The following is a 17,612-nucleotide window of genomic DNA, read 5'->3' on the forward strand; positions in this document are numbered from 1 at the left end:
TCCGGGCCGTCCCTTCCGGATGTTGCCGGGCCCGCGACGCCCGGCAAGATCCGGAAGAGACGACCTAGTGACCTGAGTCAGAGATTCGGTGGCAGTAGGCGGCGACTCTGTCGAGGATCTCGTCGGCGGTCTTGGTCCAGACGAAGGGCCGTGGGTGGTCGTTCCAGTCGGCGAGCCAGCCCCGGATATCGCGTTCGAGTGCCTGGACCGAGCGGTGGACGCCACGCTTGAGCTTCTTCTGCGTGAGCTCGGCGAACCACCGCTCCACCAGGTTCAGCCACGACGAACTCGTCGGTGTGAAGTGCAGGTGGAACCGCGGGTGGGCCAGCAGCCACTTCTTGATGTCGGGTGTCTTGTGGGTCGCATAGTTGTCGAGGATGAGGTGGACCTGGAGGCCGGCTGGGACCTCTTTGTCGACCTTGGCCAGGAACTTCTTGAACTCGGCGGCCCGGTGGCGTCGGTGGAGCGATCCGATCACCCTGCCGGTCGCGACCTCCAGGGCCGCGAAGAGGGTGGTGGTGCCGGCCCGGATGTAGTCGTGGCTGCGTCGCTCCGGAACGCCGGGCATCATCGGCAGGACGGGTTGTGACCGGTCCAGGGCCTGGATCTGTGACTTCTCGTCCACGCAGAGGACCAGGGCCTTCTCCGGCGGGTCGAGGTAGAGGCCGACGACGTCACGGACCTTGTCGATGAACAGCGGATCCGTCGACAGCTTGAACGTCTGGGACCGGTGCGGGGCCAGGGCGAACGCCCGCCAGATCCTCGAGACCGCCGACTGCGACATCCCGGTCGCCGCGGCCATCGACCGGGTCGACCAGTGGGTGGCATTCTTCGGTGTCTCCTCGAGGGTCTTGACGATGACCCGCTCGACATCCGCATCGGTGATCTTCCGTGGCACACCGGGCCGTGGCTCGTCATGCATGCCTTCCAGGCCGCGGTCGAGGAACCGGCGCCGCCAGGTCCGCACCGTCTCGGGAGCGATCCCCAGACGGCGCGACACCTCCGCGATCGAATGTCCCTCCGCGGACTCGAGCACGATCCGTGACCGCAACGCCAGGGCCTGAGCCGTCGAACGACGGCGCACCCACCCCTCGAGCACAGCCCGCTGGGCATCGGTCACGGACAACGGCGGGATCTTCGGTCCAGGACGACTCACACCCAACCAACGACGAATCTCTGACTCAGGTCACTAGGACGGCCCGAGGTACGACGGGAGGACGGCGGCGAGGCGTTCGTACTCCTCGGGGCGGTTGTAGATCTGGCCGCAGACGCGGATGCCGCCGCCGCCCTGCCAGGGCCAGATCAGCACCCGGATGCCCTGCTCGGCCGCGATCCGCTCGCGCAGCTCGCGGGCCCGCTCCGGGGTCTCGGCGACGCCGGCCGGCAGGCGCAGGGTGCGCATCGCGAGGCCCTCGCCGTGCGGGAGCGCGGTGAGCCCCGGGAGCTCGGCGAGCAGGGCCGCACCGTGGGCGGCCAGCGCGCTGTTGTGCGCCCGGACCTTGGCCGCGTCGAGGCGTTCGAGCAGGTCCAGCCCGTCGGGGGCGGCGAGCCAGCCCGTGTAGTCGGCGGTGGCGCGGTTCTCGACGGAACGCGGGAACCCGTGCTGGTCCTCCCAGGACGGTACGAGCGCCCGGATCCGGCGGCGGTGCTGCGGGGCCACGGCCAGGACCGCGCTGCCGGAGGGCGCGTAGCCCCACTTGTGGAGGTTGCCGAACCAGAAGTCGGCGCCGCCCGCGAGGGGGTCGGGCAGCATGCCGAGGGCGTGGGCCCCGTCGACGACGGTGGTGACCCCGCGTGCGCGCAGATCGGCGAGGAGCCGGGGGGAGGCGATGATCCGGGCGGTGGGCGAGCTGACGTGGTCGAGTACGGCCACCCGCGTACGGGGGGTCAGCGCGCCCAGCACGGTCTCCCGTACGGCGTCCTCGTCGGGCAGGTGGGGATCGAGGGCGACGGTGGTGACCGGGGCGCGGCGGGCGGCGGCCGCGACGACGGTGCCGTAGCCGTGGTCGGTGACCAGGATCTCGTCGCCGTCGGCGAGCGGGACGGCGTCGAGGGCGAGGTTGGCGCCCTCGGTGGCGTTGGCGATGAAGGCGATGCCGTCGGGGTCGGCGCCGAGGTGCGCGGCGATCCGGGTACGGGCCCCGGCGAGGCGGTCCGGGACGGCGATGAAGAAGGCGTCGGGGTCGGCGTGGACCTCGGCGCGGAGCTCGGCCTGGGCCTCCTGGACGGGGACGGGCACCGCACCGAAGGAGCCGTGGTTCAGGTGGGCGACGCGGGGGTCCAGGCGGAACAGGGCGGGCCCGCCGGGGAACTCGTGGGCGGACCCGGCGGGACGTATCGGCTCGGTCACTGCTCCTCCGGGGATGCGGCGCGACTGTCCTCCGGATCATCCCCCGCCACCGCCGGCTCCGGTAGAGCGCCGTCGAAGGCGCGGCTCCCGTACGCGAGCAGCTCGCGCACGGCGGGGCCGTGCTCGGCGCGCCAGACCAGGCAGAGCAGGGCTCGGATGTCGACGTCTTCGATGACGCGGGCGGTGAGCCGGTCGCGGTGGGCCTCGGCCATGGACTCGCTGAGGACGGCGACGCCCAGCCCGCGCGCGGCGAGGTCGGCCATCGCGTCCGCGGCCCCGGCCTGCAGGGCGATCGCGGGCCGGAGGTGCTGTGCGGCGCAGGCCTGGTCGAGGACCGCGCGCAGACCGGTGCCGACGGGCATGCAGATGACCGGATGGTCGCCCAGGTCGCGCAGGGTGACCCGGGGCCGGTGCGCCAGCGGGTGGCCGGGCGGGACGGCGACGACGAGCCGCTCGCTGACGATCGTGAGGGCCTCCAGCCCGGCGGGGGCGGCGGTCGCCGTTCCGATGAGGGCCACGTCGACCGCGCCGGCGCGGACCCCCTGGACGAGCCGGTCGGAGTTCTCCTCCAACAGGGCGATCTCCACACCGGGGTGGGCCCGGTGGAAGGCGGCGAGGGCGTCGAACAGCGGGGTGACGGTGCAGCCGAGGACCATGCCGACCGTGATCCGGCCCCGGATGACGCCCGCCACGTCCCCCACCGCCTGGCCGACCGCCTCGGCGGCGGCGAGCGCGGCCCGGGCGGGTGCGAGTGCGGCGGCTCCGGCGGCGGTGAGGGAGGCGGTGCGGGCCGAGCGGTCGAACAGCTCGGCGCCCAGCTCCCGCTCCAGTCGGCGGATCTGCGCGCTGACCCCGGACTGGCTGATGTGCACCCGCTCGGCCGCCCGGGTGAAGTTCTGCTCCTCGGCGACGGCGACGAAGTATTCGAGCTGCCTCAGTTCCATGACTGGAGATTCTAGTAACCAGAAGATCCATCTGTTGGACTTCTGGGTGGCGGGAGATCAGGCTGGGAGGCAAGAAGCCCGGCGGATGCACACCACCATGGAGGACGTCGTGTACGAGAAGGCGATGCGGCCCGAGGACATCACCCGCCTGTTCGTCGAGCGTTCCAACGCCGGGGACGCGGCCGGGGTCGCCGCGCTCTACGAGGAGGACGCCGTACTGGCGTACCCGCCCGGGGAGCGGACGGCGGGCCGCGGGGCGATCGAGGCCCTGTGGGAGCAAGTGCTGGCCCACCGCCCGGTGTTCGAGCCGGAGGAGCCGCTGCCGACGCTGGTCTGCGGTGACATCGCGCTCACCTCGACCCCGCCGAAGGACGGTTCCGGGGCCCGCGCGCAGGTCGTCCGGCGCCAGCCCGACGGCAGCTGGCTGCGCCTGCTCGACCAGCCGGAATTCACCCCTCCGGCCGGCTGACCGCCCCGGGGCCGGGACCGCCCCGGCCTCGGCCTACGAGCCTCCGCCTACGAGCCCCGGCCTACGAGTCCCGGCCGCTGGTGGCCGCGTAGTACTGGAGGTCCTGCACCTCGACCTTGTGGTCCACCCGGTACGGCAGGTCGACCCGCACCCCGCCCTTCCCGCCCCGGACGACCTGCGCCGCGCTGGTGCCCGGCTTCAGCGGCAGCAGCTGCGAGTGGATCCCGGCGGGGGCCTCGTGGCTGCCCTCGGCCGTCCCGACGGTGGTACGGACCGATCCGGGGCCGGTGAGGAAGCTCAGCACCTCCACCTTGTCCCGGGGCGCGGCGCTCCCCCTGCGGAGCGACATCACCAGCGACTGGTCGCCCGCCGGGTCGGCGTCGGCGAACTGCGTGCGCGCCGAGAGGTAGAGCGTGTCCCGGACGATCTCCGGCCAGCTGCCCGTCTTGAACCTGGTCAGGTAGTACGAGGTCAGGTCCAGGTACGCGTACCCGTTGTGCAGCGACGGTGCGAACTGGCTGCCCTCCGAGTAGTCGTTCCAGGTGGTGAGCTGCACCCAGTCCGCGCCGTCCTCGATCGCGTGCGTCCAGGTGGAGCGCAGGGTCGCGGTGTTGCCCGCCTCGTCGTAGATGCCCTGGTTGGGGCGCGCGTCCTGGACCGACACGGGCTGCATCCAGATCTTGCCCATGCCGTGGGCCCGCTGGACGTCGCGCGTGGAGCTCTCCTGGCCGACGTAGCTGCGGCTGCCCCATTCGGAGAAGCCGTGGCTGATCGGGGCGAACTCGCCGCTGTGGGCGCCGAAGTCGAGGAAGAGCGGGACGAAGGCGGTGCGGATGCCGTGCCTGGACTCCAGGAGGCCGATGACCTCGGTCCACCAGGCCACGCCCTTCTCCTCCGCCTTGAAGGGGGAGACCACGAGCCGGCCGTCGGGGAGCCGGTGCGCGGCCGAGGCGTCGGCGAGCGTGGCGAGCGCCTCGGCGAGGACCGCGGGGTCGTCGGTCTTCAGCGAGGTCATGTCCGGCATCAGCATGATCTTGAACGCCGGGTCCACGGAACGGGCCGCTGCCATCAGCAGGTTGCAGCGGTCCCAGTTCCTGCCGGAAAGGGAGAGCAGGTCGAGGGTGAAGCCGTCGATGCCCGCCGCACGGGCCGTGCGCACCTCCTGCTGGAGGTTGGCGTACTCCCAGTCCCCGCTCTTCGGGGTCACGGGCAGGGGCCGGTCGCGCAGCAGGCCGCCGTACCTCCCGTGCTTTCCGCTCTCGCCGTCGGGGTTGAGGTAGTTGCGGGTGTAGTAGTCCCGGTCCGCGGCCGCGTTGTCGAGGGAGAGCGGGTACGGGGTGAAGTAGTGGGCGAACACCAGCTTCTTGCCCGCCGCGCCGGAGCGCAGGGCGGCCGGCTGGGGCATGTCGAAGGGCAGGGCGCCGGTGGGCCGTTCGGCGCCGGAGTCCGTGGCGCCCTTGGGATTGCCCTTGGCGGCCGCGCCCTTGGTGGGCGCCGGGGGCGGGACGGGTGACGGGGTGGCCGCACCGGGAGCGCCGGGGGCGGCGTCGGTCCCGGTGGCCGCCGGGAGGCCGCCCGGGGCCGAAGCCCCTTCCACGGAGGCTCCGCTGAGGGGGTCCCAGGCCGTTCCGGTGGCCGCGCAGACGCCGACCAGGAAGAAGGCGGAGAGCAGCACGGCGAGCAGCGGCCGGCGGCCGCGGATGGCCGGCCGGCGCCGGTGCGAGACCGGCCCGCTCCGCGCCGGTCGTGCCGCACGGCGCTGTGCCCGCCGGTCCGTTCGCCGGTCCGCTGTCATTCTGGTCCCTCCCGCGAATATGCCCCGAGGAGGGGCTGGACAGCAGTAGAGCCCAATACCGGCTTCCGGACAACCGTTCGCAGGAACCAGGGCCCCGGTACGTACGTCACACGGACCACGGGAACTACGCAGCCCGTCCGGCGACGCGTGCGGAGCCCCCACCTGGGCCGCAGCGAACCCGTTCTTCGGAATGCGACATTCCCCTAGCCTTGCGTCGTTAGTGGCGCATAATCGTCGTCACGCGGCCAGAAAAACACACCCTCTTGCCGCACCTGGTCACGCATGCAATGGGGGCATCGTGCCGATGAGGAAATCCGGAGCCATGGGGGAAGCCGGGTCGATGAGGGAAAAAGGGTCGCCCGGAATGCTGCCGGCGACGTCCGCCGAGATGTCCCGGCTGCTCACCGCCGTGCGGCGGGGGCGCGTCCTGACCGTGGCGGGAGCGTTCCGCGAGCCGCGGAGCCTGCTGGTACGGGAGATCGCGCGGCGGATCGCCTCCAACTTCTACGACGGGGTGGCCCTCGTCGCCATGGACCCGCTGCACGGCGGCTACGGCGTCCGCGAGCTGACGGCCGAACTGGGCTGCGTACCCGGCATGCCGGAACCGGCGTGCGGGCGGACCGACACCGCCTCCTGGCTGGCCGAGCGGGACATGCTGCTCGTCCTGGACGGCGCGGAGCAGCTGGGCCCGGACGCCCTGGCCTGGCTGCGGAGAGTGCTGGCCGTGGCCCCGGGGCTGCGGATCCTGGCCGCCGGGCGGTCCCCGCTCGCCTTCGAGCAGGAGCGGATCCACCGGCTCTGACCGCCCCTCGCCCGTCGTCCGTCGGCGCCACCCGGAGGGCCCCGGCTCCTCCTTCGCCGCCCGCCAGAACCACCCCGTGGTCCACGTCTCCTGGCACGACGCCCTTGCGTACTGCGCCTGGTCCGGGACCCGGCTGCCCACGGAGCCCGAGTGGGAGTTCGCGGCGCGCGGCGGGCTGGAGCAGAAGCGCTACCCGTGGGGTGACGAGCTGCGCCCCGGCGGGCGCCACATGTGCAACATCTGGAACGGCGACTTCCCCGTCCACAACACCCGGGCCGACGGCTACGCGGGTACCGCGCCGGTCCGGTCCTTCCGGCCCAACGGGTACGGCCTGCACCAGACGGTCGGCAACGTGTGGGAATGGGCCGCCGACCGCTTCTCGCCCGCCGGCCCGGAGCGGGCCATGCGCGGAGGCTCCCACATGTGCCACGACTCGTACTGCAACCGCTACCGGGTCGCGGCGCGGACCCGCAACACCCCGGACAGCTCCGCCGGGAACATCGGCTTCCGGGTGGCCGCGGACGTGGTCCCCGGCCTCAGCCCGGCTGCCGGCTGAGCTGTCGCCACACCGGGGCGGGGCAGCGTCCCTGCGGCCGGGACCTGAGGAACATCCCGTAGTCGACGCGGCGCGGCGGACGGCCGAACTCCACCCAGTGGGCGCGGCCGGAGGCCTTGTCCCAGCCGTCGTTCGGCATCCGGATGTGGCCGGTGCGCCCGTCCTTGTCCTTGGTGGTGATCTGGGCGACCTCGGCGTGACCGGGGTGGACGGCCAGCACCACGCAGTAGTGCCGCAGCTGCCGTGCCGGGTCCTCGCGCAGCGGCACCATGGCCAGCCAGATCTCCCCCGGCGCCGGCCGGGGCGTACCGACGGTGGTGACCGGGCCGCCGCGGGAGGCGTCCCACCGGCGGACCGCCACGACGAAGGCGAGCGCCACCAGTCCGGCGGCCGTGCTCTCGGCCGTGGCCCGGAGGTTCCACGCCGGGTGGTCCCCGACCTTGCCCTCCGTCCACCACAGCGCCGCGGCCACGAGCGCGAGCAGGACCGCCGCCCGGGCCGGAACCAGCCACCAGCCGCCGGCCCGGCGGCGTCCCGCGAAGAGAGCGAGCAGCAGGGCCACGAGGACCGGTACGGCATAGACGATCAGGTACTGACCGAAGCCGTGCAGCTGCTGCGGCGGCGTCTGCTCCGCGAGCAGATCGGGCAGCGCCAGCGGCACGGCCAGCAGGTAGCCGACGGTGGGCAGGACGAAGAGCACGAGCAGCAGCCCGGCGCAGCCGATGCCGCCGCAGGACGTGTCGGACCGGCGTGCCACAGAACCCCCCAGAGCGTCTCCGTGGACGTCCCGGCCGGCCCGTGTCGGGCGCCTGGGAGGTCACGGATCCCGAACGCTAGCGCAGCGCCCGCGCCTCGGCCAACAGCCCCGTGGCGGCCTCGTCCCCGGACACGGGTCCGCCCCGGCCGGGCACGGGGCCGGCCGGGGCGGAGCACGTCGTCACCGACGCGGGTGGAGCTGTGGACGTCAGCCCAGGAGGGCGAGCGCCTGGTTGAGGGTCGCGGACGGGCGCATGATCGCCGCGGCCTTCGTGGCGTCGGGCTGGTAGTAGCCGCCGATGTCGGCCGGGGAGCCCTGCACCGCGATGAGCTCGGCGACGATGGTCTCCTCCTGCTCCGACAGCGTCTTGGCGACCGGCTCGAAGGCCGTGGCCAGCTCGGCGTCGTCGGTCTGCTTGGCCAGCTCCTGCGCCCAGTAGGTGGCGAGGTAGAAGTGGCTGCCGCGGTTGTCGATGCCGCCCAGCTTGCGGCTCGGCGACTTGTCCTCGTTGAGGAAGGTGCCGGTCGCGCGGTCCAGGGCGTCGGCCAGCACCTGGGCGCGGGCGTTGCCGGTGGTGGTCGCGAGGTGCTCGAAGCTGGCGGCCAGGGCGAAGAACTCACCCAGGCTGTCCCAGCGCAGGTAGTTCTCCTTGACCAGCTGCTGGACGTGCTTCGGGGCGGAGCCGCCGGCGCCCGTCTCGAAGAGGCCGCCGCCGTTCATCAGCGGGACGACCGACAGCATCTTGGCGCTGGTGCCCAGCTCCAGGATCGGGAAGAGGTCGGTCAGGTAGTCACGCAGCACGTTGCCGGTCACCGAGATGGTGTCCTCGCCGCGGCGGATGCGCTCCAGGGAGAAGGCGGTGGCCTCGACCGGGGAGAGGATCTTGATGGTCAGGCCCTCGGTGTCGTGCTCGGCGAGGTAGGTCTTGACCTTGGCGATCAGCTGCGCGTCGTGGGCGCGGGTCTCGTCCAGCCAGAAGACGGCCGGGACCCCGGTGGCGCGGGCGCGGGTGACGGCGAGCTTGACCCAGTCCTGGACCGGCAGGTCCTTGGTCTGGCAGGCGCGGAAGATGTCGCCGGCGGCGACCTCCTGCTCCAGGACCGTGGTGCCCGCGGCGTCGACCAGGCGGACGGTGCCCGCGGTGGCGATCTCGAAGGTCTTGTCGTGGCTGCCGTACTCCTCGGCCTTCTGGGCCATGAGACCGACGTTCGGGACCGAGCCCATGGTGGACGGGTCGAAGGCGCCGTGGGTGCGGCAGTCGTCGACGACGACCTGGTAGACGCCGGCGTAGCTGCTGTCCGGGAGGACGGCGAGGGTGTCGGCCTCGGCGCCGTCCGGGCCCCACATGTGGCCGGAGGTGCGGATCATGGCCGGCATCGAGGCGTCGACGATGACGTCGGACGGCACGTGCAGGTTGGTGATGCCCTTGTCGGAGTCGACCATCGCGAGGGCCGGGCCCTCGGCGATCTCGGCGTCGATGGAGGCCTTGATCGCGTCGCCGTCGGGCAGCGCGCCCAGGCCGTTCAGGATGCCGCCCAGACCGTCGTTGGGCGACAGGCCGGCGGCGGCGAGGGTCTCGCCGTAGCGGGCGAAGGTCTTCGGGAGGAAGGCGCGGACCACGTGGCCGAAGATGATCGGGTCGGAGACCTTCATCATCGTGGCCTTGAGGTGCACGGAGAACAGGATGTCCTCGGCCTTGGCACGCTCGATCTGGTCGTTGAGGAAGGTGCGCAGCGCGTCGACGTGCAGGACGGACGCGTCCACGACCTCACCGGCGAGGACCGGTACGGACTCGCGCAGCACGGTGGTGGCGCCGTCGGCGGCCACGTGCTCGATGCGCAGCGTGCCGGCCTCGGCGATGACCGTGGACTTCTCGGTGGAGCGGAAGTCGTTCTCGCCCATGGTGGCGACGTTCGTCTTCGACTCGGGGACCCAGGCGCCCATGCGGTGCGGGTGCGTCTTGACGTAGTTCTTGACCGAGGCGGGGGCGCGGCGGTCGGAGTTGCCCTCGCGCAGGACCGGGTTGACGGCGCTGCCCTTGACCTTGTCGTAGCGGGCGCGGATGTCGCGCTCCTCGTCGGTCTTCGGGTCGTCCGGGTAGTCCGGGAGGGCGTAGCCCTGGCCCTGGAGCTCGGCGACCGCGGCCTTGAGCTGCGGGATCGAGGCCGAGATGTTCGGAAGCTTGATGATGTTGGCTTCCGGGGTCTTCGCCAGCTCGCCGAGCTCGGCGAGGGCGTCGGCGATCCGCTGGCTCTCCTGGAGGTACTCCGGGAAGACGGCGATGATCCGACCGGCCAGGGAGATGTCACGGGTCTCGACATTCACACCGGCCGTCGACGCGTATGCCTGGACCACAGGCAGGAAGGAATACGTCGCGAGGGCCGGGGCCTCGTCAGTGTGCGTGTAGATGATGGTCGAGTCAGTCACCGGATGCTCCGCTCCACAGTCTGCGTCTCTCGTCTGCAACATTGCTCGACATCAAGATATCTCGTGATCGGGCCACTCTGGACAGCCCCCTGCCGCCAGTCCGGGAGACGCGTGTCACGCGGGCTCCGGCGGGCCCCGGAAAAGGCGAGAGCGCCGCCCCCGGCTGTTTCCGGCCAAGGGCGGCGCTCAGGCAATCAGACCTGGATCAGGCCTGTACGTCACATCAGGCGGCGAGGACCTTGGGGTCCGGGCCGTACTGGTTCGGCTGCGGCTGACCGGCGGTGGCGGTCAGGACGAGCAGCCAGATGCCACCGACGAAGGGGACGAAGACGATGAAGTACCAGGCGCCGGACTTGCCGAGGTCGTGCAGACGACGGACGGTGAGCGCCAGCGTCGGGACGATGGTGCCGAGGAGGTACAGGCCGACGATGATCGAGTTGGCGCCGATGACGGCGTCCAGGATCGCGAGGACGATCACGACGGCCACCTGGAAGAGGGTGAACATCCAGTACTCCTGGCGGCGCGCGCGGCCGGAGAAGACGGCGTACTTCTTCAGGACATCGGTGTAGTGGTTCATGAGGGTCCCCCCAGAGGACGGTTGGTTCGGCCCGTCCTGCTGGAGCAAGCCGGGGCAGAACTTATGCCCCCTTTACGGCGCGGTCAAGCGAGTTCCCAACCCGCCGGAATGGGCACTTTCCTTCGGTTCTATGACCAAACACGTCCGTACCAGGCGTCACTTGAAACCCACCGATCGCCATTGGCCACAAGGCGTGACGAAATAGGCTGCGTTCAGGAGGGATGGAGGTTCTACGTGGGACCGCGCGGTCCGCGCGCGACCTCCAAGGGGAGCGAAATGCCTCCATTGTCCGGCGTATTCACGGACCTGACGGGCAGGAGCCCGCCCGCTCGACTCACGGATCGTTACCTCACTGCAGCCTGGGCCCTCGCGACCCGGGACAGAAGGGGGAATTCCGGCCCCGGGCCGCAGCGGCCGAGCGGCCGTCAGCCGATGTGGAAGGAGTCCCCGTAGACCTTCCAGTCGAGGGGCGTATTGAGGTTCAGGTTGCCCTTCTTGAGGAAGACCCGCTGCGCGGTGTCGACCCGGCTGGTGTCGCTGTGCGCCTCCTCCTGCTTCATCGCCCAGACCCGGGCGTCGAGGAAGGCGTTCAGCCAGGCCGTCTCGTTTCCGCCCTGGGACGGAGGCTTGGCCTTGGACAGGGCGCGCTTGCGGATGTTGCGGAAGCTGGTGGAGTCGGTGCCGTCACCGTGCATGACGATGGCGTCGTAGTAGATGAACTGGCCCAGCACACCGACGCCGTCGGCCTTGCCCTGCTGCACCGACGGGTTGAAGTAGACCCGGTCGCGCTCGCGGTCCTGGGCCTTCCTGAACTCCGCGTCCTGGGCCGCCTTGGCCCAGTCCCTGGTGAAGTTCGGATCGAGGCCGGCGTGCGAGTCGCTGCCGTCGACCCTGCGCAGGGCCGGGAGGTATTTGGCGAGGACGTTGCCCGGCTTGACCTGGGTGTAGTACTCGACGAGGTCGAGCATGTCGCCGGTGCCGGAACAGAATCCGATGATGCCTGCCGTGTAGCCACGGCCGTCGTCTATGTCCTCGATGTACTTGTACTGCGCCTTCCAGTCCAGCGAGGAGTTCTCCGCGCTGGAGACGATCTTCATGGCGATCTCCTTCTTCGCCGGATCGTCGAGCCCGACGGCCGCCGCGACCGAGGTCCGCGCCGTGGGGGCGGGGGCCGCGGTGGCGTGGGCGGTGACGGGGACGGCGATCAGCGCGCTGCCGAGCAGCGCTCCGATCGCCAGCATCTTGCGGTGGGGGGCGAACACAAGGCCTCCATGCGGTAGTTGAGGCGTCCTGGCTTCGTTAGGAAACTTTACTACCAGACCTGACGACAGCTCAATACCCGCGCGCACCCCAGGGAATGGTCCCGTCCGGTCAGAGCCAGCCGTTGCGCCGGAAGCCCCGGTGGATGACGAAGCAGGCGAGTGCCATGACGCCGAGGACCAGCGGGTAGCCGTAGGTCCAGTGCAGTTCGGGCATGTGGTCGAAGTTCATGCCGTACACACCGCAGACCATGGTCGGCACGGCGACGATCGCCGCCCACGCCGTGATCTTGCGCATGTCCTCGTTCTGGGCCACGGTCACCTGCGCGAGGTGGGCCTGCAGGATGGAGTCGAGGAGGTTGTCGTAGGCGCCGATCTGCTCCGTGGCCCGGGTCAAGTGGTCGGCCACGTTGCGGAAGTACGCGCGGGTCTCCGGCGGGATGACCGGTATCGGCTGCGTGGCCAGCTGCTGGAGCGGGCGGCTCAGTGGGGCCACCGCCCGGCGGAGCTCCAGGAGTTCACGCTTGAGCTGGTAGATCCGTCCCGCGTCGCCGCGGCCGCCGTCCTCGCTGAACACCGCGGTCTCGACGGCGTCGATGTCGTTCTGCACCGCGTCCGTGACGGCGACGTAGTCGTCGACCACGTGGTCGGCCATGGCGTGCAGAACCGCCGCGGGTCCGTTCGCCAGTTGCTCCGGCGCCGCTTCCAGCTCCTCGCGGACCGGGCCCAGCGTGCCGCGGCCGCCGTGCCGGATGGTGATGATGAAGTCCTGGCCGGTGAACGCCATCAGCTCGCCGGTCTCCACCACCTCGCTGGTCGCCGTCAGCTCCTCGTGCTCCACGTAGCGCACGGTCTTGAAGACGGAGAAGAGCGTGTCGTCGTAGCGCTCCACCTTCGGGCGCTGGTGCGCGTTCACCGCGTCCTCGACGGCGAGGGGGTGCAGGCCGAACAGCTCGGCGAGCCCCGCCAGCTCCGTGGTCGACGGCTCGTGCAGGCCGATCCAGACAAAGCCGTCGCCCGTCTTGCGGACCCGGCGCAGCGCCTCCTCGACCTCGGCGCAGTCGTCCTGCCGTACGCCCTCGCGGTAGATCACGCAGTTGACCACCGCACTGCCGAGCGGGTGGCGGGCCGGGTGGCTGAGGTCCACGGCCCGCCGGTAGCTGCGCCGCACGACCCGGCGCAGGTTGCTGAACATGGACAAGGCGTACTCCCCTTCGGCGGATCAGCGGCCAGTCTGCCATCGCCGCCGGAACGCCTGCGTCCGGGCTCACCGCCACGCGCCGTGAGTCGCCGGCGGCCCGAGCGCGTTTCAGGCCCGGTCGATGAACACGCTCGTCGACTTCACCCGCGCCGTGGCCCGCGCGCCGACCTCCAGCCCGAGCTCCTCCACCGCCTCGCGCGTCAGCAGCGACACGATGCGGTGCGGTCCGGCCTGGATCTCCACCTGGGCGTCGACCGTGCCCAGCTTCACCCCGGTGACGATGCCCGGGAAGGCGTTGCGGGCCGAGGTGTACGCGGCCTCCTCGCCCTCGGCGCCCTCCTGCGCGGCCTCGACGCAGAAGGCGGCCAGGTCGGGACCGGCCACGATCCGCCGGGTGCCCTCGCGGTGGGTGGGGAACCGTTCGGCGTCCGCCCAGCGCCGCGCCGTGTCGACGCTGACGCCGAGCAGCCGGGCCGCCTGACCGATCGTGTAGGACTCCATGGACGGCAGCTTAGGCGGTGTGGTGTCGATCATGGCGAAGGGCTGCGCAGCGCCTCCCGGGCCGCCGCCGCGATCACGCCCGCGACCTTCGACAGGGCCGGTGAGTCGAGCTTCCACTGCTGCCAGTACAACGGCACGTCCATCGGCCGCAGCGGTTCCAGCAGCACCAGCTTCCCCGTCCGTACCAGCGGGCCCGACTGCTGCTCCGGCACCAGCCCCCACCCCAGACCCGCGACCACCGCGTCACGGAAGCCCTCCGACGTCGGTACGTAGTGCCGCACCGGCCCCGCCCCGGCCGCCTCGTCCCCCGTCAGCGCACGCACGAAGGCGTCCTGGAGGTCGTCCTTGCGGTCGAAGACGATCGTCGGCGCCCGGCGCAGGTCCCGCTCCGGCTCCCCTGTCAGGTACCGCGCCGCGAACGCGGGGCTCGCCACCGGCAGGTACCGGGACAGCCCCAGCATCCGCACGCTGCACCCCGCCACCGGATCGGACGAGGAGGTCACCGCCGCCATCACCTGTCCCTCGCGCAGCAGCGCCGTCGTGTGCGACTCGTCCTCGCGGTGGAGTTCGATGCACACCGGCGGATCCTGCGGTACCCGCGTCAGCGCGGGCAGGAACCAGGTGGCGAGGGAGTCCGCGTTCACCGCGATCGGCAGCCGCACCGGGCCCAGCCCCTCGGCCATCCCCAGCCCGGCGCGCGCGTCGCGCTCCAGCCGGGCCAGCTGGCGGGCGAAGCGGACCACGACCTCCCCCGATTCGGTCGCCCGCACCGGCTTCGTCCGTATCAGCAGCACCCGCCCGGTCCGCTGCTCCAGCGCCTTGACCCGTTGGCTGACTGCGGAGGGCGTCACGTGCAGGGCGGCCGCCGCCGCGTCGAAGGTGCCTTCGTCCACCACGGCGAGCAGTGTGCGTACCTGGTCCAGCGGGAGCTCGTCCATCACGAGTGCTAATGGTACGTAAAAATCTTTAGCTGTACTGAACAGACAGCGCTGCCTACGGTCGAGCCATGAACTACGGCATCGTCACCGCCGCCCTGGCCGGCTTCGGCACCGGGCTCTCTCTCATCGTCGCCATCGGCGCGCAGAACGCCTTCGTCCTGCGCCAGGGCGCGCGCCGTCACGCGGTCCTCGCCGTGGTCGCCATCTGCGCCGTCTCCGACGCGCTCCTCATCGCCCTCGGCGTCGCGGGCGTCGGCGCCTTCGTCACCGCCTGGCCGGCCGCCCTGACGGTGGTCGGGCTCACCGGGGGCGCCTTCCTCATCTGCTACGGATTCCTCGCCGCCCGCCGGGTGCTGCGGCCCGCCCCGGGCGCCGCCCTCACCACGGAGGGGGCCGCGAGCGGCTCCGCCCGCCGGGCCGTGCTGACCTGCCTGGCCATGACCTGGCTCAACCCGCACGTGTACCTGGACACCGTGCTCCTCGTCGGTTCCCTCGCCGCCGACCGCGGCGACCTGCGCTGGGCCTTCGGCGTCGGGGCCGGGCTGGCCAGCCTGACCTGGTTCGCCGCGCTGGGCTACGGGGCCCGGCTGCTCAGCGGTCTGCTCGCCCGCCCCGCCGCCTGGCGGATCATGGACGGGCTGGTCGCTGCGACCATGGTCACCATGGGCGGCCTGCTGCTGGCCCGCGCCTGAGTCCCGCATGTCGGTGCCGGGCACCCGCCGCGGCCGGGGCATAGTGCTCGTGCCGCCGAACCGATCCCCAGGAGCCCCTCGTGCCCGACCGCCCCTCCCCGCTCGTGGCTGCCACCGGGGTCGTCCTGGACACGCGCGGGCGGGTCCTCGTACTGACCCCCTCGGGCGCGGCGGATCCGGAGCTGCCGGGCGGCACGGTCGGGGAGACCGAGACCCCTGAGGAGGGACTGGCCCGGGTCCTGAAGGAGGAGCTGGACCTCGCTCTGCCGGCGGGCCGACTGCTGGCGGTGGATTCGCGGTCGCCCGGCGCGACCGGCGGATCCGGCGCACCCGGCCGTTCCTTCGTCGTGCACGTCCACCTCGTCGGCCCCGTCCCGCCGCAGCAGGCCGACGCGATCTCCCTCCCCGCCGGGTCGCTCACCGGGGCGTGCTGGCTCCCGCCGGAGGAGGCCTGTGCGGCCCTGCCCGCCCCGGTCGCGCCCCGGCTGCGCGCGGCCCTGGCCGCCCTGCACACCGGTTCCTTCGCCCACCTCGTCGACGGTGTGCCCCACCCGGGTTCCCCGGCCGGTCTGGACCCCGCCCGGCGCGTCGCCCTGGAGCACGCGGGCGCCCTCGACCCGGCCAGCCACCGGGCCAGCCGTCCCAAGGCGGTGACCGCGGCGAGCGTGCTGTTCACCGACCCGGACGGCCGGGTGCTGCTGGTCCAGCCGGCGTACGGCAGGTCCGACCGGTGGAACCTGCCCGGCGGCGGCATCGACAGCGACCTCGGCGAGATCCCGCGCGCCGCAGCCCGGCGGGAGGTCCACGAGGAACTCGGTCTCGACCTCGCCCCGGGCCGCCTGCTGGCCGTGAACTGGTCCCACAAGGCCGGCCGTCCGGCCCGGATCCGCTTCCTCTACGACGGTGGCGTGCTGGACGCGCCCGCGCTCGCCCGGATCCGGCTGGACGAGACCGAGCTGCTCCAGTGGCGCGCCGTGGCCCCCGCGGACCTCCGCGGCCTGGTCAAACCCGCCCTGCGGCGCCAGATCACCGCCTGCCTCACCGCCCTGGCCACGGGCACCGGCCCGCTGGAACTCCACGCGGGCCGCCCCTGACCGGCGGGCCCGGCCGCCGCCGCGCCGGGCCGTGGCGGCGGGGTTACCGTCGGCGGCATGGACGGTGATCGCCGGCGGTGGCGCCAGTGCTTCCTCAGCGGAGCGGTGTTCGCCGTGTGCATGGCCGGCACCACGCTGCCGACCCCTCTCTACGGCCTGTACCAGGAGAAGTTCGGGTTCTCCGAGCTGATGGTGACCGTGGTGTACGCGGTATACGCCTTCGGGGTGATCGGCGTACTGCTGCTGGCGGGCAACGCCTCGGACTCCGTCGGCCGCCGGCCGGTACTGCTGGCGGGCCTGGCCTTCTCGGCGCTCAGCGCCGTCTGCTTCCTGTGCGCCACCGGACTGGGCTGGCTGTACGCGGGCCGGCTGCTGTCGGGGCTGTCCGCCGGGCTGTTCACCGGGGCCGCCACGGCCTACGTGATGGAACTGGCGCCCGCCGGCGGCGCCTCCCGGGCCACGTTCGTGGCGACGGCCGCCAACATGGGCGGCCTCGGCTGCGGCCCACTGCTCGCCGGAGTGCTCGCGCAGTACGCCCCCTGGCCGCTGTACCTGCCGTTCGCCGTGCACCTCGCGCTGGTGGCCGCCTCCGCCCTGGTCCTGCTGCGGCTGCCCGAGACCGTACGGGACCGGAAGCCGCTCAGCACCGTACGACCGCAGCGGCCCGGCCTGCCCCCGCAGGTGCGGTCGGTCTTCGTTCCCGCGGCGATCGCCTCGTTCGTGGGCTTCGCGCTGTTCGGGGTCTTCACCTCGGTCAGCCCCGCCTTCCTCGCGCAGTCCCTGGACGTGGACAACCACGCCGTGATCGGGGCGATCGTCGCGCTGGCCTTCTTCGCCTCGACTGCCGGGCAACTGGCGGTCGGCCGGGTCGGGGTGGGCCGATCGCTGCCGCTGGGCTGCGCGGGGCTGCTCGCCGGACTGGCGCTGCTCGCGGGTGCGCTGTGGTGGCACCAGCTGGCGCTGGTGGTCGCGAGCGCGCTGGTGGGCGGGGCCGGGCAGGGGCTGGCGTTCCGCGGGTCGCTGTCCGCGGTGGCGGCGGCCTCTCCGCCGGATCAGCGCGCGGCGGTGATCTCGATGCTGTTCGTCGTGGCGTACACGGGCATCTCGGTGCCGGTGATCGGGGTGGGGCTGCTGGTGGACCCGATCGGCCTGGAGGGCGCCGGTCTGGTGTTCATCGCGTGCATGGCCGTACTGGTCGGGGCCGCGGCCGGGTACCTGCTGCGCCGTCCGGCGCGGGCGCGGGCGTGACG

Annotated in this window: 16 protein-coding genes and 1 pseudogene; 6 read left to right on the forward strand and 11 right to left on the reverse strand. The window is 72.1% G+C overall.

The genetic code is table 11. The features are described 5' to 3' along the window. Nucleotides 1-64: 64 nt before the first annotated feature. The 3 genes from OG373_RS07830 to OG373_RS07840 are packed head-to-tail and all read right to left on the reverse strand — an operon-like array spanning nt 65 to nt 3,294. Nucleotides 65-1,162 (reverse strand): IS630 family transposase, encoded by a 1,098-nt coding sequence (locus OG373_RS07830; protein ID WP_405436064.1) that lies wholly within the window; start codon nt 1,160-1,162, stop codon nt 65-67. A gap of 27 nt (nt 1,163-1,189) precedes the next feature. Further along, nucleotides 1,190-2,350: an aminotransferase class V-fold PLP-dependent enzyme gene (locus OG373_RS07835; protein WP_405436983.1), complete on the reverse strand. Its 1,161-nt coding sequence runs from the start codon at nt 2,348-2,350 to the stop codon at nt 1,190-1,192. Beyond that, a complete protein-coding gene (locus tag OG373_RS07840) occupies nt 2,347-3,294 on the reverse strand; it encodes a LysR family transcriptional regulator (RefSeq protein ID WP_405436984.1) in 948 nt (315 codons plus the stop codon). Before OG373_RS07840 ends, OG373_RS07835 begins: the two co-directional genes overlap by 4 nt. Nucleotides 3,295-3,379: 85 nt before the next feature. Here OG373_RS07840 and OG373_RS07845 point away from each other — a divergent pair, with 85 nt between their 5' ends. Beyond that, the gene (locus tag OG373_RS07845; protein WP_405436985.1) at nt 3,380-3,763 is read left to right on the forward strand and encodes a YybH family protein; all 384 of its coding nucleotides are present in this window, start codon (nt 3,380-3,382) and stop codon (nt 3,761-3,763) included. Nucleotides 3,764-3,824: 61 nt separating this feature from the next. Here the strand turns inward: OG373_RS07845 and OG373_RS07850 are convergent, their stop codons facing one another. Beyond that, complete coding sequence (locus tag OG373_RS07850; RefSeq protein ID WP_405436986.1) at nt 3,825-5,558, reverse strand: glycoside hydrolase family 71 protein; 1,734 nt, start codon at nt 5,556-5,558, stop codon at nt 3,825-3,827. Nucleotides 5,559-5,922: 364 nt separating this feature from the next. Between OG373_RS07850 and OG373_RS07855 the strand changes: the two genes are divergently transcribed. Together OG373_RS07855 and OG373_RS07860 are read left to right on the forward strand one after the other, a co-directional pair. Then, a complete protein-coding gene (locus tag OG373_RS07855; protein ID WP_397729576.1) occupies nt 5,923-6,360 on the forward strand; it encodes a hypothetical protein in 438 nt (145 codons plus the stop codon). A 25-nt stretch (nt 6,361-6,385) separates the two neighbouring features. Continuing rightward, nucleotides 6,386-6,916: pseudogene (locus tag OG373_RS07860) on the forward strand (SUMF1/EgtB/PvdO family nonheme iron enzyme); the annotation flags it as partial. Here OG373_RS07860 and OG373_RS07865 read toward each other — a convergent pair. From OG373_RS07865 to OG373_RS07895, 7 genes are all read right to left on the reverse strand, one after another. Then, nucleotides 6,897-7,673: a hypothetical protein gene (locus tag OG373_RS07865; RefSeq protein WP_405436987.1), complete on the reverse strand. Its 777-nt coding sequence runs from the start codon at nt 7,671-7,673 to the stop codon at nt 6,897-6,899. The pseudogene OG373_RS07860 and the gene OG373_RS07865 overlap by 20 nt on opposite strands. 207 nt (nt 7,674-7,880) lie before the next feature. After that, nucleotides 7,881-10,100, reverse strand: coding sequence for an NADP-dependent isocitrate dehydrogenase (locus tag OG373_RS07870; protein ID WP_405436988.1), 2,220 nt, complete (start codon nt 10,098-10,100; stop codon nt 7,881-7,883). A 223-nt stretch (nt 10,101-10,323) separates the two neighbouring features. Beyond that, nucleotides 10,324-10,677 carry a DUF805 domain-containing protein gene (locus OG373_RS07875; RefSeq protein ID WP_397729579.1) on the reverse strand — a complete coding sequence of 118 codons (354 nt, stop codon included), beginning with the start codon at nt 10,675-10,677 and terminating at the stop codon, nt 10,324-10,326. Between the two features lie 425 nt (nt 10,678-11,102). Further along, nucleotides 11,103-11,918 carry a chitosanase gene (locus tag OG373_RS07880; RefSeq protein WP_405443980.1) on the reverse strand — a complete coding sequence of 272 codons (816 nt, stop codon included), beginning with the start codon at nt 11,916-11,918 and terminating at the stop codon, nt 11,103-11,105. A 130-nt stretch (nt 11,919-12,048) separates the two neighbouring features. Then, a complete protein-coding gene (gene corA, locus OG373_RS07885; RefSeq protein WP_405436989.1) occupies nt 12,049-13,131 on the reverse strand; it encodes a magnesium/cobalt transporter CorA in 1,083 nt (360 codons plus the stop codon). Between the two features lie 114 nt (nt 13,132-13,245). Continuing rightward, nucleotides 13,246-13,638: a molybdopterin-binding protein gene (locus OG373_RS07890; RefSeq protein ID WP_405436991.1), complete on the reverse strand. Its 393-nt coding sequence runs from the start codon at nt 13,636-13,638 to the stop codon at nt 13,246-13,248. A gap of 29 nt (nt 13,639-13,667) precedes the next feature. Then, nucleotides 13,668-14,576 (reverse strand): LysR family transcriptional regulator ArgP, encoded by a 909-nt coding sequence (locus OG373_RS07895; protein WP_405443981.1) that lies wholly within the window; start codon nt 14,574-14,576, stop codon nt 13,668-13,670. A gap of 68 nt (nt 14,577-14,644) precedes the next feature. Here OG373_RS07895 and OG373_RS07900 point away from each other — a divergent pair, with 68 nt between their 5' ends. The 3 genes from OG373_RS07900 to OG373_RS07910 all read left to right on the forward strand — a co-directional run bounded on the left by OG373_RS07900 (nt 14,645) and on the right by OG373_RS07910 (nt 17,610). Further along, nucleotides 14,645-15,268 (forward strand): LysE/ArgO family amino acid transporter, encoded by a 624-nt coding sequence (locus OG373_RS07900; RefSeq protein ID WP_405436993.1) that lies wholly within the window; start codon nt 14,645-14,647, stop codon nt 15,266-15,268. Nucleotides 15,269-15,348: 80 nt separating this feature from the next. Next, nucleotides 15,349-16,362 carry an NUDIX hydrolase gene (locus OG373_RS07905; RefSeq protein ID WP_405436995.1) on the forward strand — a complete coding sequence of 338 codons (1,014 nt, stop codon included), beginning with the start codon at nt 15,349-15,351 and terminating at the stop codon, nt 16,360-16,362. A 57-nt stretch (nt 16,363-16,419) separates the two neighbouring features. Then, nucleotides 16,420-17,610: an MFS transporter gene (locus OG373_RS07910; protein ID WP_405436996.1), complete on the forward strand. Its 1,191-nt coding sequence runs from the start codon at nt 16,420-16,422 to the stop codon at nt 17,608-17,610. The last annotated feature ends 2 nt before the right edge of the window (nt 17,611-17,612 follow it).

This window comes from Streptomyces avidinii (assembly GCF_045161815.1).
Taxonomy (GTDB): domain Bacteria; phylum Actinomycetota; class Actinomycetes; order Streptomycetales; family Streptomycetaceae; genus Streptomyces; species Streptomyces avidinii.